The sequence below is a fragment of the Cyclobacterium xiamenense genome (assembly GCF_042140265.1).
GTDB classification, from domain to species: Bacteria; Bacteroidota; Bacteroidia; order Cytophagales; family Cyclobacteriaceae; genus Cyclobacterium; species Cyclobacterium xiamenense_A.
The window spans coordinates 3,516,901-3,531,758 of the sequence record NZ_CP159481.1; the positions used below are offsets into that span (position 1 = coordinate 3,516,901).

Below are 14,858 nucleotides of genomic sequence, written 5' to 3' on the forward strand. Positions count from 1 at the left end.
AAAACATTGTTGGACAACTTGTTCCGGATTTTTCGGGAAAGCCTTCCCCCGTTTATGGGCATTTATCTCCTTTGGTTCTTCGACCAATCCTGCGTACGGAAAGAACGAAATCCATCCGAACAAGCGCCGAGAGCCAATAAATAGACGGCCCGCTCCAAACACCCACCAGCCCTTCCCAACCGGTTTCCTGATTCACGAACAATATCGTAGAATTTTTTAAAAATGGGCCGAAGGACCGTTCAAAAAATCCGGCCTGGGTACAAAATCTTCCTGCTGCTGGAAAAAAAACCGTGGAAAATCATTTCGGCTTTGCACCCATCCGGCCACGGCGGGGCTGTCGGTTGCAGTGGAAAAATTATTCCACTCCCTTCCTGCCTCCGTCTATCAAAAGCCCGGCCCGTAGACGCTCGCTCCGGTTGCCGGCAGGGTTCCGATAAAGACGCCCCCACTTTGGGGATACTGCTGCAGTTGTTCCGCGGAAAGGTTTTCCCGGGCGGTGGTAATCAGCAATTCGTTGCTTTCCGGACCGGCAAAGGCACAGGAGGTGACATGGGGTGCGGGCAGATCGATCTTGTCCAGCTGCAGGCCGGATTCGGGGTCCCAGCAGTAGACACCAAATCCTCCGTAATGCGCCACCCAGAGCTTCCCGTTCCGATCCATGCACATGCCGTCCGGGGTACCCAGCTCCTCCGGTATTGTCACGGCAATCCGGTTAAAACTGATAAAGCCCTTTTCCAAATCAAAGTCAAAAGCCTGTATCTTTCGGGTAGGGCTGTCAATGTAGTACAGCGTCTTTTCGTCCAGGGACCAACAAATGCCGTTGGAAATGCTGACCAGGTTGATGACCTTTTCGGGAATCCCATCCCTATCCACCCGGTACAGGGAACCGGAGTTTTGGGTAAATCGGGTGCTCATGGTACCCGCCCATAGCCGCCCCCTGCTATCGCAGGCCCCGTCGTTCCAGCGATTGTCCGGCTTGTCCTGCTCCACTTCGCAAAGCCAGTCCAGTTGCTCCGATTCGGGATCAAATTTGGCGAGTTTTCGATCCAGTGCCAGCAGGTAGCCTCCGTTTTCATCCGGAATGACCATGGTCAGCCGATGGGGAAAGCTCCATTTTTCAGGAGTATTTGCTCCCCTTTTCAACCGGTACAGGATACCATTTTCGATGTCTACCCAAAGGTAACTTTCCCGGGCTTGCTCCCAAACGGGGCTTTCCGCCAGGGTACATCGGGAATCGACCAGTAGTTTTGCGTTCGTCATGGAAATTATTTTTTCGCCTGGCCGGCAGCAGAAAGTCCGGCCAAACCTGTGCTAATCGACTTATTCGGGCCAATACATGGCCAATTTTTTCTTCAGGAAGGCGACGCTGCGTTCGAGCTGATCCATACCATCCACCCCATCTTCGATGCTGACCCAACCGTCGAATCCCACGCGCTTCAGTTCCGTAAAGATGGCATCGTAATCGTTCAGGCCCTTGCCAATTTCCCCATGGCTCAGTCGTTTGGCATAGCCCACGGCTCCTCCTTCCTCCTTTTTTAGGTCTTCAATGGTCCCGTATTTCAGGAAGCGGTCGCTGGCATGCATGGTGACCACCCGGTCCGATACCCGGTGGAGCAATTCCAGAGGATCCTCCCCTGCCAGAAAGGTATTGCTGGGATCGTAATTGACCCCGAAATGGGGATGCTGTATGCGGTCCACCAATTGGCAAAACACGTCCATTTTCTGGGCAAACTCGGGGTAGGTCCAAAAATCGTCCTTGTAGTGGTTTTCCAGGATCAGCGTGATGCCCCGCTCCTCGGCATAGGGAATGCAGCTCATGATGGCATCGGCAGCCAGTTTGACTCCCTCGTCCAGGCTGAGTTCCGGACGCTTTTGCCCGGACAATACCCGACAATAGCTCCCCCCCAATGCATGGGTCATGTCGATCCAGTGTTTTTGTTTGACGATTTCTTTTTCCCGGAAGGCGGCCTCCGGATGGGTAAAATCCGGGGAGCAGCACATCATCGGAATTTCCTTACCGGTATCTTCCACCCGGGCTTTGAATTCGGACCAGCGGGAACGGTCTTCCATTTCCAGGAATCCCGCATACCATTCTAGTCCGGCGATATCCAGGGTACTTGCCAGCTGAATCCACTCTTCCAGTTTCATGGATCCATCCTTGCACAGGGCCTGCATGTAGGCTTTGGGAAATGCGGCTAATTTTGGCATAGTGTAGGGGTTGAAAAATTAATGAATGGTACTTGCATCTTTGGGGGCGTTTCGGCCGATCAGCGGATATTGTTCGAGTTCCATGACCTGCCCACTCACGGGCCCGCACTCATCGGAGAGCCAAAAGATGGCGGCGGCAGCGATCTCCTCCGGAGCAATGATCCGCCCGGCCGGGGCATACATCTTGGGAAGGTCTTCGTACCAGGTATCCGACAGGCCGTGCTCCTTTTTGCGCTGTTTTTCGGTTTCTGTGAGCACCCAGCCGGGATTGATTTGGTTGACGCGGACAGCCTTATCGCGAAACAGGCTATCGCCCAGGTTTCGGGTAAGCGTCATCAAGGCACCTTTGGACATGCTATAGGCCAGCAGGTTGGGTTCCCCACTCCAGGCGTTGACCGAACCGATGTTCAGAACGTTGCCCCGATTGGCCGCCAACTCGGGCAGTGCGGCTTTGATCAGCAGAAAAGGGGCAATGGAATTGATGGACAAGACTTTTTCCAAAAAGGGCCGGTCCACGCTGTCGAAATCGGAGGAAACCACCCAGGCGGCATTGTTGACCACCGCATCCAGTTTTCCGAACCGTTCTTTGGCCAGGGCTACCAGGCGCTCTGCACAACCCTCTTTCTGCAGGTCTTCGATGTGCAACACGGCTTGCTCCGTTCCTAGTTGCTGCAGTACCGCCTCTCCCCAGTCTTTTTCCAATCCGTGTATCACCAGCCTGGCGCCTTCTGCCGCACAACGCAGGGCAATGGCCTTGCCTATACCCGTGGTACTGCCCGTGACGATGATTACTTTTCCTTTCAATCGCATGATCAGACGGGTTTGAGTACGCTTTTTACTACTTCTCCATGATGCATTTTCTCGAAGGCTTCCAGCCAGGAGGTAACGGGCCATATGCCCCCGATAATGGGTTTGACATCCAGCATGCCGGAGCCCATCATGCCGATAACTTTTTCCCAGATGGGCCAGTTATGGCTAAAACTGCCTTGCAGCCGCACGTTCTTTTGTACGATGGGGTCCAGGGAAAAATTACAGGGCTGCGGCCCCCAACCCACCTTGGTAATTTGCCCATTGGGGCGCACCAGGTCCATGGCGATTTTCAGGGTGGCGCTGGCTCCGGCAGCGTCTACGATCAGATCGGCACCCATGCCATCCCGGGAACGGGCCCATTCGCTTGCATCGCCAATCAGGCCTTCGCAGCCGTAGCCTTTGGCTATTTCCAGGCGGCCCCGGTCGGCCTCCAGCCCAAGCACGCCTACCTCGGCTCCGTTCAGACGCGCCATAACGGCGCAAAGCATGCCGATGGTACCGGGTCCGATGACCACTACCCGGTCCCCCGGGCGAATGTTGGAATTCATGACCACGGAGTTGTAAGCCACGCAACAAGGCTCCGTCAGGCAGGCTTCTTCAAAAGGCACCTGCTCCGGAACATGGTGCAGGCAACGGGCCGGTACGGCAACAAACCGGGTCATGGCCCCGTTCACACCATAACCAAAGCCCTTGCGGGTAGGGTCCAGGTTGTACAAGCCTACCCGGCTCATGGGATTTAAAGGGTCGATCACCGCTGCGGTCTCACTGACCACCCGGTCCCCGGTTTTCCATCCCTCCACCCGGGGTCCGATCTCCACGATCTTGCCACCAAATTCGTGCCCCAACACCACGGGGTAGTTTACCGGCCAGCTATGGTCAGAGGTCCATTGGTGCAGGTCACTGCCACAAACCCCTACATTTGCTACTTCCAGTAAAACCTCACCCTCTCCGATTTCGGGTTGCTCGATTTCCCGTATTTCCACAGAGCCTTTGGCCTCTGCGTAATTGACTACTGCTGCTGATTTCATTTGTTTATCATTTTTTTATTCGCCAAATGCCTGCCGGTTGGCAGAAAGGAGATCGCTGCATGATTTAATCCCGGCAGGCCGTTGTGTGAGGTTTTCCTCCTGCCGCCCTGCCTCATGCAAGCTCCTATTCATCTGTTTGCTTCGTTAGGAATATCCACATCGCCGTGCGCATGTACCGCATCGCAGATTTTGCGTAGCGAGGCTTCCAGGTCTCCATCGGCTGTTTTAAAGGCATCCGCATCGATGGTGAGTGGAGCGCCCAAGACCACCAGCGGAGCTCCGTAGGTGGGTGTGGAAATGGCCTGCTCCAGGCTTAGCCCGCCAACGGCCTGAACGGGGATGCTCACCGCTTTCACCACTTCCCGCAATTGGTCCAGCGGACTGGGCATGCGTCGGCCTTGCGCAGCGATGCCCCGGCGTTCGTCGTATCCGATGTGGTGCACAATGTAATCACAACCCAGGTCTTCCAAAAATTTGGCCCCCGCTACCATATCGGGGCAGCCCAGGTTATCACCCATAACTTTCACGCCATGGTCCTTACCTGCTTGCACCACGCATTTGATGGTTTCTTCGTGGGCCCGGGCCATGACCACCACGTGGGTAGCACCGGCCTTGGCCATCATTTCTGCCTCGAGGTAGCCCCCATCCATGGTCTTCAGGTCGGCCACAATGGGCGTATTGGGAAAAGCCTCCCGCAGCTTGCGCACACCGTGCAGGCCTTCGGCTAAAATTAGTGGCGTGCCGGCTTCCAGCCAGTCTACGCCGGCCCGCATGGCCAGAGCGGCCGTTTCCAGCGCTTCGTCAATATTTGTTAAATCTAAACTGATTTGAACTATAGGTTTCATTCGTTTGGGTTGTTTTGTGAAACGATAATGGGTTGCTTGCAAAATCCTGAACGGAACGATTTCGATTCAGGGAGTTAGCCGTGGACACGATGGATACGGCGGTACGAAAAGTTTGGAAAATTCAAAAAAAAGATCGTGGGTGTCATGTAAAATGGGAATTGTTGGTTCATAAACTGTTCGATTCTAAGTTAACTATTTATATTTAAAGCGCGATGGGATTTTCGCATGTATTACAGGATTCTTTCACAAATGGACTATTCCTGATTTGGTCGAGTTCCCGAAGCAGAAGCATTCATCAATTGTTGTTTACCATGCGGGAAACCTGGGTTTTTGATTGGCCGGAAAATTCACAAGAACAGGGATTGAAATCCGCTTTCGAAACCCTGTTTTCGGAAAAGAAAACGGAAGTAGGTATTTTTCTGAGCTATTACACGCGTTCCACCGGAGCGATTGCAGAAAACGTTCGCCTGTTGGATGTAATCGCAGCTGAACCGTTTCTGAAAGGGAGCCTTTGGTTGGGTTTCCACAAAGTGTATTACAATGCCTGTTTGAACATCCATGAATCCGATCCGGAAAAAATTCGGTTGGATTTTACCGCCGATCGTCTGACCGGAAAACTCATCCTAACCGGTCCGGATATCCCCGAAAGGGAACCGGATGAACTTTAATTCTATACATGAAACCATACGACATTGCCATTATTGGCACCGGACCGGCAGGCGCCATGGCTGCTTATACGGCAGCAGCTGGAGGTAAAAGCGTACTTTTGATCGAAAAAGAGCAACTTCCCCGCTACAAAACCTGCGGAGGGGGACTGGTATTTCGGGGGAGAAGCCGACTGCCCTTTGCGCTGGACGGGACGGTGGAAAAGGAATGCCGGGAAATAGAGGTCTATTTTGAGGGTTCCGATCAGTACTTTCTTACCCGGCGGGAGGAGCCCATTATAAGCATGGTCATGCGCGATTCCTTTGATTCCCTGCTGGTAGCCAAGGCAAGGGAAAAAGGCGCGGCGCTAGTGCAGCAGTGCAGCCTGCTGGGACTGCAGCAGGAGGAGGATGAAGTGCTGCTGCAAACCTCAACCGGGCAATTTCGCACCCGGTACCTGATCGCAGCAGACGGGGCCCTGAGTCCCACAGCAAAGCTGGCGGGTTGGGAAGAAAGCAGAAAGTTAATTCCCGCGCTGGAATACGAAGTTCGGGTAAATTCGGAGGATTTTGCACGCTTGTCCCAACGCACGCGTTTTGACGTGGATGCGGTACCCTATGGATACGCCTGGTGCTTTCCCAAAAAGAACCATTTGTCAATCGGCGTAGGCTGCCTGAAAAAGCAAAAAATCAACCTAAAAGCTTACTACGAGGCCTATTTGGAAAAATTGGGGATTCGGGAAATACGGTCCGCATCGGCGCACGGATTCCAGATTCCCATCGCCCCCAGGCAATCCGGTTTTTCAAGGGGACGGGTATTTCTGACCGGTGATGCAGCAGGATTTGCGGATCCGCTAACTGCCGAGGGCATTTCAAATGCCCTGTATTCCGGAGAGTTGGCTGCCAGGGCCCTGGTAACACATGGAAATGCCGTCCGGCAGGCGGGTGAAAGCTATCAGCAACTGCTGGAAGAGCGCTTGCTTCCCGAGCTTAAAACCTCGTCCCTGATGGCTTGGGTTTTTTATGCCCAGCCCCAGGTGCGGAAATGGCTACTCCAAAAATATGGGCAGCGCGGCTGCGAAATCCTGACAGATATGTTTATGGGGAAAAAACCCTTTCCGGACAACTTAAAACAGAAGTTGACCGATAAAATTCCTCTGCTCCGGTTTAGCTAAAAATCGGTAGGTGAAAAAACCTCCTATATCTCACGTAGCATTTATTTTCTCCATTCCGCCCCTGTGGTCGGATTGGTAGCAGGTAGGCAACCAAAGATACCAATGGCACAGATCCCCGAACGAGACGAAGGGGTTTTTTTCGTAAATTTACTTCTTAAACGAGCGATCGACTGAGGTTTACCTAACGAAATCCCCCTGGCCCCCTTTGAAAAAAGGGGGAGTTGTTTGCGTAGGGCCGATTGGGAAGGTAGTACCTGGCATTTTACTTGCCGCTTGATTTCCAACACCTGGCCGTTATATCATTGGTTCGTGCGTACCTAAAAATCTAACCCTAACAAATTTCCGGCGACCTGGAGGGCGAGGGCGACCTTTTCGGGAATTTACTTCTTAAACGAGCGATTGACTGAGGTTTACCTAACGAAATCCCCCTGGCCCCCTTTGAAAAAAGGGGGGGAGTTGTTTGCGTAGGGCCGATTGGGAAGGTAGTACCTGGCATTTTACTTGCCGCTTGATTTCCCAACACCAGGCCGTTATATCATTGGTTCGTGCGTACCTAAAAATCTAACCCCGGCTGGGTGTAGTTTGCAACTACCCCCTCATATCATTTCCAATTTGCAATTGGAAATGGACGGAATTACTCCTCCTTTCCCCTTTTTGAAAAAGGGAAGTTGTTTGCCTATAGCAGGTCGCTGGGCGAAAAGCAGGCATCCGTGCATCCGGGCCAGATTCCCCAAATTCAGCGCCAAGGCCCAAAAATAAACGCCTTCTCCCCTATTTCAGGTCAATTCGTAGCACGTAGCTATCCGCCGTGACAAAAAGCACGTCCTCCCTTTCATTCAACGCCACGTTCGAGCAGCGCTGCCCTACGTCAATTCTTCCCAATTCCTGTCCCTCCGGGTCAAAAATCCACACCCCTCCGGGGCCGGTTGCGAATACCGTACCATCGCTTCTGATCTTTAACCCATCCGGCAGCCCGGGTTCCTCGGCGCCTACCTCGCTGGCATCGCGATAGATTTCTCCCTGCGAAAGACTTCCGTCTTCAGCAACGGCATACCGGTACCAATAGGGCTTTTCCGGATCCGAATTGGCAATCAACAACTGATTGCCTCCCGGAAAAAAGGCCAGGCCGTTGGGGCGGGTAAGACTATCCAGGAGCAACGACAAGTCGCCCTCTTTCGAATACCGGTACACACCTTGGAAGGGAATGTCCTTTGCCGGATCCTCCATGCGAAACTCCAGGCCATAGGGAGGGTCGGTAAAATACAGGTTCCCGACCGCATCGTACACGGCATCGTTGGGGCTATTGAATCGCTGTTGATCAAATTCCCCCACAATGGTCTCGTAATCGGGTTCCGGATTGGCCAGAGGAGCCCTCATGCGGGCCAACCGCCGGTCTCCGTGCTGGCACAGGACCAGGTTACCCTCCGGATCCAAAAGCAGGCCGTTGGAACCCAATTCGCCCCCCCGGGTGCCTTCTCCGGTAAATCCCGCCGGGTCCAGGTACACTTCCGGCGTATCGGATCCGGCCTTCCAGGCATGCACCCGGTTTGCCGGAATCTCCGAAAAGAGCAGCATGTCTTCCGAGGGAATCCACAAAGGGCCTTCGGTCCAGGCATACCCGCTTCCAAGAATCGTGGCTTTTGTTTCCGGATCAATGACCTGGTAAAGCGCCTCCTGCGCAGGGATAAGCTGCAGGGGCAAGGTGGCCTCTTCGTTCGAGGCATCGTTTGCAGCGCTGTCCGTTGTCCGATCGCTTGAATTTCCCGAACAGGCGCCCAGAATTACCAGGGCGATCGCCGCCAGCCAGATTTGGTTTGCCGGTTTCATGACTACTCGGTTACAGAAAATTTATAAATACATTCGTGGGTATAGGTTTCCTCCGGATTTAAGGTTACCGAGGGAAACTGCGGCTGATTCGGGGAATCGGGGAAATGCTGGGTTTCCAGGCAAATCGCTCCCCTTTTGCCATAGGTCTTCTCGCCCTTGGACGCAGAGGTGCCGTCCATAAAGTTGCCGGTGTATACCTGCACGCCTGGCTGATCGGTGTATACCTCCATTTTCCGACCATTTTCAGGTACCCAGACGGATGCTGCCCAAATGGTCTCTGAACTGCCTTCCTCACGGTTGATGACCCAGTTGTGATCGTAACCGCCACCCTTTTCCAGCTGTTCATAGGCATCGTCTATGCGCTCCCCGATCCGGTGTGGTTCGGTAAAATCCATGGGGGTTCCTTCTACGGGCCGCAGCTCACCCAATGGAATCAGTACCTCGTCTACCGGCGTAAAGCGGTCGGCATTCAGTTCGAGCATGTGGTTCTTAACATCTCCTTCTCCGTGTCCATTTAGGTTAAAAAAAGAATGGTGGGTCAGGTTGACCACGGTGGGTTGATCCGATTGTGCCTCGTAGGTGATTCGAAATTCGTTATCGTCCGTGAGGTAATAATTCATAAAAACGGTGAGTTCACCCGGAAATCCAGCTTCTCCGTCCGGAGATACGTACTTCATGGCCAGTTTTTGATCGGTGGCTTCCAGAACCTCCCATACCGCAATGTGGTACCCGCCGGGCCACCCATGCAAGTTATTGGGGCCGTTATTGGCTTCGAGCTCGTAGGTTTTCCCATTTAGGGTAAACTGCGCGTCGGCGATGCGGTTGCCGTAGCGGCCGATGGGGGCGCCATAGTACGAGGTGGGATGGTTGATGTAGTCGTCCAGGTTATCGTAGCCCAGCACCACATCGGCAAAATTTCCTTCCCTATCCGGTGCGAAGAGTTCTACAACCCGGGCACCGAAATTGGTAACGGTCATTTCCATGCCGCTGGCATTGCTCAGTCGATACAGTTTTACCGCTTTGCCGTTGATTGTTTTTTCAAATTTTGCTGGATCCATTTCCGATAAGATTTTTGTTGATGCTGTGTCTGCTGCTTCTTGTTTTGCTGCCGGCCCGCAGGAGATCACGAGTCCAAAAAGGGCCAGGATGGGTAAACGTAATGCGTTCATTTCATGGGGATTTTAATGGTATACAATTCCTGATGCTTGTTTCGCAGGAATGCAGGATCAAATTTGATGACTTCCCGATCGTAGGTCATCAGTCCGTTGACCTCCACTTCCACATCGGTCGTTTGGGTATAGATGGCGGCCGACAGACCTTTGGGAATCAGCGGCTTCAAGTCCTTTATCAATCGGCTGTAGCGCTCCTGCAGCTCGGTTTCGTTCTTAAAACTCTGGTAGCCCCAGTTGTCTTTTTCCTGCCAGGTATGCCCGTCTACCGGCAGCCCCAGCCCTCCGTATTCTCCAAGGACGATGACCTGTTTGTCCCCCCATATTTGCGGATCGGGCATGACCGGATCGGGGTAGTTGTGCATGTCCATGATCTGTCCCTTATTCGTATAGTTTCCGCCACTGGCGCCATTTACCAGGCGGCTGGGATCGTAGCCCACGGTCCATTCCACGATTTCTTCGGTATCGAATTGCCCCCAGGCCTCATTGAACGGTACCCAGACCACTATGGACGGAAAGTTGTAATTGGCATCCATGATGGCTTTCCATTCGGTGCGGAAAATCGCCTCGGATTCCGGGGTACGGTCTTTTTCCGTTCCCTTACCGATCACCCCCGGCCGGGATTCCCAGCGATTGCCCATGTCTCCGCTGGGCATGTCTTGCCAAACCAACACACCCAGACGGTCGCAGTGGTGATACCAGCGGGCAGGTTCTACTTTTACGTGCTTTCGTATCATGTTAAACCCCATGTCCAGGGTTTTCACAATATCAAATATCAAGGCCTCCTCGTTGGGAGCCGTATAGAGCCCATCCGGCCACCATCCCTGATCGAGAGGACCGTATTGAAATACAAATTCATTGTTGAGCATCATGCGGAGGATGCCGTTTTCATCCTTTGCCGTACTGATTTTTCGAAGGGCTGTATAGCCATTGACCTGATCCACTACTTTTTTTCCATCCAAAAGCGCCACTTCCAAATCGTACAGGAAGGGGTTTTCCGGACTCCATGGTTGCGGGGCATCCAGGGTAAAAACAGCTTCTTCCCGATTGGAGACGAGCTGTTCCCCTACCGGACTCCCATCAACCAGCAGGCGTACGCGTACGCGGTGTCCCGATGTAGCGCCCGCCACATCCGCCTGCACCCGAATCTGCCGGTTATCCAAATCGGGCGTATTTTTTAGCGAACGGATGTAGTGTTCCGGCACGGCTTCCAGCCAAACGGTCTGCCAGATCCCCGTAACGGGCGTGTACCAGATTCCCCGCGGCTCCTTTACTTGTTTTCCGCGTGGCTGAGGCCCTTCATCCGTAGGGTCCCATACGCGAATGGCGAGGGATTGTGTTTTCCCGGATTGCAGGGCCTCGCTGATGTCAAAATAAAAGGGATCGTATCCGCCCTGATGCGTACCTACGGACTGCCCGTTTACAAAGACTTCGGCTTCCCAATCCACTGCTCCAAAGTGTAGCAGAAGTTTTCCCTTTCGTAGGGCACGATCGATCTCGATCTCCCGAAAATACCAAAGCTCCTGGTCCTTGCCCACCGTTTTTCCTACGCCAGATAAGGCCGATTCGATAGCGAAGGGTACCAGGATTTCGCCCGCATAGGCCTCGGGCATAGCAGCCCCTTTGGATGCCAGGGCATAGCTCCAAAGGCCGTTCAGGTTTGTCCAGGCTGCCCGGGTCATTTGGGGACGAGGGTATTCGGGGTGCGGATTGGCCGGATCGACGTTTGCCGCCCATGGGCTCAGGATTTTGTTGTCCACCGGACGCCAGTTGGATTCCTGGGCAAAGGTAGATGCAACCAGGGCAAGGAGCAGAAGAGATGCGGAGAAAAATGACTTCATTGGATCGGTTATTTTAAGGTATCGGTAGGGAAAGTTTCGATTTTCTGATAAGAATAAGGCGAAAATATTAAAAAATATGGATAACGACACCGAATCTAAGGTAAAAATCCATAATTTAAAGCGGTGCTAGTACCCCACCGTCCGTTCATCTACCTAAACTTCAAATGATTATCCGCTCCACCTCCTCTGCGTTCCGTCATCCCGGCTTTCCAATTCTTCCAAGGCTGCTCGTTTTGCTGCTCGTTGCCTGTACACCAAAAGAAAAAACCTTCGAGCATCCCCTGGCTGCAACGGAGGACGTGGCCCGGTACATGGAAAACTTTGAAGGCAGAGGGGATCTGACGGATCCAAACTCCCAACCCATGAATCCCGAGGCATCCCTCAAGGCATTCCAATTGCCGGATGACTTGCACATGGAACTTGTGCTGAGCGAACCGGATGTGGTGCAGCCCCTTCACATGAGCTTTGATCCACAGGGCCGACTTTGGGTGGTCCAATACCAACAATACCCTTATCCGGAAGGATTGAAAATCACTTCCATCGACAACCATACCCGGGTAAAATTTGACCGGGTACCGGAAGCTCCCCCCGCCGGAGCAAAGGGGGCGGATGTGGTGGCCGTTTTTGAAGATAAAAACAGCGATGGCAACTATACGCATGCGTTCAATGCCATTGAAGGCCTGAACATTGCCAGTTCGGTGGCCCTGGGCCGGGACCGGATTTGGGTGCTAAATCCCCCCTACCTGCTGGCTTTTCCCGATCCGGACGGCGACGGCAAACCCGATGCGGAGCCGGAAATCCATCTGGAGGGATTTGGTTTGGAAGACACGCATTCCATTGCCAACAGTCTTCAGTGGGGTCCGGACGGTTGGTTATACGGAGTACAGGGCAGCACCACCACGGCCAACATCAGCTTCGAAAACGGATCCGATGTTGCTTTTCAGGGACAGGCCATCTGGCGATACCAGCCGGACAGCAAGCGGTTTGAGCTATTTGCCGAGGGAGGCGGCAACAATCCCTTTTACCTGGAATTCGACCGGAAAGGGCGGATTTTTTCCGGCTCCAATGGCTACGGTCGCGGCCCCTATTACAAGCAGGGCGGCTATTACGTAAAGAGTTGGGGCAAACACGGTGCCCTTACCAATCCCTATGCCTTTGGCCACCTGCCCAACATGCCCCTGGATGGTGAAAACAAGCGGTTTACCCATGCGGTCATGCGCTACGAGGCGGCACTTTTACCCGCCGCCTACCGGGATAAAATCATGGCGCTAAACCCGCTGCACAATTTCATCCAATTGAGCGCACTTGAGCCCAGGGGCTCTTCCTTCGCCACCCGGGATATCGGAAAATTGGTGGAGACAGCGGACAAATGGTTTCGGCCCGTGGATATCAAAACCGGTCCGGACGGGGCCGTTTACCTGGCCGATTGGTACGATAGCCGCCTTTCGCACGTGGATCCCCGAGATACCTGGCACAAAAGCAGCGGGCGGATCTACCGAATCGTACCCAAAAGTGGACTGTCGGCATCCAAACCTTTTAATCTTGCGAAAGCCGATTTTCCAGCACTCACCGAATGGCTGACACATCCCAACAAATGGTTTCGACAGCAAGCCCTCCGGCAATTTGCTGACCGAAACGATCCGGCAGCCCTACCTGGCTTGCACCGGCTTTTCGCCTCTGAAAATTACCAACATGCGCTGGAAGCCCTTTGGGCCATCCATCTTTCCGATGGTTTTGAGGAAGCCTTTGTTTTAAACGCACTGCAACACCCCGATCCAGCGATACGTAGCTGGACCTATCGGCTGGTGGGGGATCAGGTTTCGGTCGAAAACCGGGTATGGGAAGCGATGGTAGAGCAGGCCGAAAAGGAATCCGTGGCGGAAGTAAGCAGTCAGATTGCCTCCACCGCGAGACGCCTGCCGGCTGCACAAGCATTGCCCCTTTTGAAAGCCCTGCTGCGCTCCGACCCGGACCCGGCTGATCCGGATATACCCCTGCTGATCTGGTGGGCCATGGAAGCCAAGGTGGAAGCAAACCTGAAAGAGGTTCTGGCTTTCTGGGAAGATCGCCGCATATGGGAAAATCCCCTGAGTAAAGCACACCTTGCCGGACGCCTGATGCAGCGCCTGGTAATGGCCGAAGCCTACCCGGCCGCTACCGAGTTTCTGAAACGCTCACCGGACAAAAGTTACGATCAGGTCTTGGTAGACGGCTTTTACCAGGGACTTCTTGGAAGGGACCTCATCCACCTTCCCCGCTCGCTGATCAAACTTGTTTCGGAAAAAAGAACCCAATTCCCAGGGTTTTGAACTGGCCCTGAGATCGGGGGATTTTTCTAACCTCGATGAAGCCATCGACATGCTGCGTGAGGAAGAACAGCCGCTAAACGTCCGGCTCCGGCTCGTGCATTTGCTGGGGGAGCTACGTCCCGAGCCTGCCCTGCCCGCCCTCCTTGCGTTGATACAGTCCGGGTCAAGTCCGGGATCCTTAAAACAGGAGGCCATTCATGCCGTTAAAAAATTTGACGATCCGGAAATTGGTGAAAAAATGGCTGCCATTTATCCAGGTATTCGAGCCGATACCTACGTGCGGGAAGAGGCCATTCGGCTGTTTGCTAGCCGACCGGACCGGGCTGCGGCTTTTTTTGCAGCAATTCGCGAAAGCAAGGTAATTCACAAGGAAGATGTTCCCTATTCCCTTGCCCGTCGATTCTACATGTTGGAAGAAGAATCGATCCCGGAAATGGCCGAGGAAATTTGGCCAGAAAGCAAGCTTTTGACGGCAAAAGAAAAAACCGAAGCCATTGCGAGCTACAAACGTCAAGTACGCTCAGGTAAGGGAGATGCCCTGGCTGGTCGGCAGCTGTTTTTGCAAACCTGTGGCAGTTGCCACCGGTTGGATACCGGAGGCGGCAATATCGGACCGGATTTGACCGGTTACGACCGCAGCGATCTGGACTACTGGCTCTTGCACACGGTAGACCCCCATGCGGGCATCCGGGAAGGATTCGAAACGGTCGAAATCGAAACCCATACCGGTAGAAAAATCTGGGGAAAATTGGAAAAAGACGAAGGGGGAACAAAATACATCCGTCCACCCCTGGGAGGAAAAGGTGAATCCCTACCGGACTCAGAAATACGGGAAATGCGTATACTGGATCTCTCCATCATGCCGGAGCGTTTGCTAGAGCCACTAAACGAACAGCAAGTCAGGGACTTATTTGCCTATATTTTGAAATAATCCAATAAAAAGTCTACCGTTTAAAGAAAATAATGGCACAATTCCTTACTTTTGAGTTCTGAGGTATTCGT

At 53.4% G+C, this 14,858-nt stretch carries 12 protein-coding genes; 4 read left to right on the top strand and 8 right to left on the bottom strand.

Annotation, left to right across the window (positions count from 1 at the left end):
• Window positions 1-384 precede the first annotated feature (384 nt).
• The 5 genes from ABWH99_RS14405 to ABWH99_RS14425 form a co-directional block, all read right to left on the bottom strand.
• Window positions 385-1,260 carry an SMP-30/gluconolactonase/LRE family protein gene (locus ABWH99_RS14405; RefSeq protein WP_375582548.1) on the bottom strand — a complete coding sequence of 292 codons (876 nt, stop codon included), beginning with the start codon at window positions 1,258-1,260 and terminating at the stop codon, window positions 385-387.
• Between the two features lie 60 nt (window positions 1,261-1,320).
• The gene (locus ABWH99_RS14410; protein ID WP_375582549.1) at window positions 1,321-2,208 is read right to left on the bottom strand and encodes a sugar phosphate isomerase/epimerase family protein; all 888 of its coding nucleotides are present in this window, start codon (window positions 2,206-2,208) and stop codon (window positions 1,321-1,323) included.
• 18 nt (window positions 2,209-2,226) lie between these two features.
• A complete protein-coding gene (locus ABWH99_RS14415) occupies window positions 2,227-3,018 on the bottom strand; it encodes an SDR family NAD(P)-dependent oxidoreductase (RefSeq protein WP_375582550.1) in 792 nt (263 codons plus the stop codon).
• 2 nt (window positions 3,019-3,020) lie between these two features.
• On the bottom strand, window positions 3,021-4,046 hold the full coding sequence (locus ABWH99_RS14420) for a zinc-binding dehydrogenase (protein WP_375582551.1): 1,026 nt from the start codon (window positions 4,044-4,046) through the stop codon (window positions 3,021-3,023).
• Between the two features lie 128 nt (window positions 4,047-4,174).
• The gene (locus ABWH99_RS14425; protein ID WP_375582552.1) at window positions 4,175-4,891 is read right to left on the bottom strand and encodes an orotidine 5'-phosphate decarboxylase / HUMPS family protein; all 717 of its coding nucleotides are present in this window, start codon (window positions 4,889-4,891) and stop codon (window positions 4,175-4,177) included.
• A gap of 212 nt (window positions 4,892-5,103) precedes the next feature.
• Here ABWH99_RS14425 and ABWH99_RS14430 point away from each other — a divergent pair, with 212 nt between their 5' ends.
• Entirely contained in the window at window positions 5,104-5,559 is a 456-nt protein-coding gene (locus ABWH99_RS14430) for a hypothetical protein (RefSeq protein ID WP_375582553.1), read from the top strand.
• Window positions 5,560-5,567: 8 nt separating this feature from the next.
• On the top strand, window positions 5,568-6,710 hold the full coding sequence (locus tag ABWH99_RS14435) for a geranylgeranyl reductase family protein (RefSeq protein WP_375582554.1): 1,143 nt from the start codon (window positions 5,568-5,570) through the stop codon (window positions 6,708-6,710).
• A 771-nt stretch (window positions 6,711-7,481) separates the two neighbouring features.
• On the opposite strand, the gene ABWH99_RS14440 is transcribed toward ABWH99_RS14435, so the two are convergent.
• Genes ABWH99_RS14440 through ABWH99_RS14450 form a run of 3 tightly spaced genes read right to left on the bottom strand, consistent with a single transcriptional unit; the run spans window position 7,482 to window position 11,547 of the window.
• On the bottom strand, window positions 7,482-8,537 hold the full coding sequence (locus ABWH99_RS14440) for an SMP-30/gluconolactonase/LRE family protein (RefSeq protein WP_375582555.1): 1,056 nt from the start codon (window positions 8,535-8,537) through the stop codon (window positions 7,482-7,484).
• Between the two features lie 2 nt (window positions 8,538-8,539).
• Window positions 8,540-9,706 (bottom strand): aldose epimerase family protein, encoded by a 1,167-nt coding sequence (locus ABWH99_RS14445; RefSeq protein WP_375582556.1) that lies wholly within the window; start codon window positions 9,704-9,706, stop codon window positions 8,540-8,542.
• Complete coding sequence (locus tag ABWH99_RS14450) at window positions 9,703-11,547, bottom strand: glycoside hydrolase family 2 protein (protein WP_375582557.1); 1,845 nt, start codon at window positions 11,545-11,547, stop codon at window positions 9,703-9,705. The genes ABWH99_RS14445 and ABWH99_RS14450 overlap by 4 nt, the downstream gene beginning before the upstream one ends.
• A gap of 164 nt (window positions 11,548-11,711) precedes the next feature.
• On the opposite strand from ABWH99_RS14450, the gene ABWH99_RS14455 reads away from it, so the two are divergent.
• On the top strand, window positions 11,712-13,856 hold the full coding sequence (locus ABWH99_RS14455) for a hypothetical protein (protein ID WP_375582558.1): 2,145 nt from the start codon (window positions 11,712-11,714) through the stop codon (window positions 13,854-13,856).
• On the top strand, window positions 13,819-14,787 hold the full coding sequence (locus tag ABWH99_RS14460; protein ID WP_375582559.1) for a c-type cytochrome: 969 nt from the start codon (window positions 13,819-13,821) through the stop codon (window positions 14,785-14,787). The genes ABWH99_RS14455 and ABWH99_RS14460 overlap by 38 nt, the downstream gene beginning before the upstream one ends.
• Window positions 14,788-14,858: the final 71 nt, after the last annotated feature.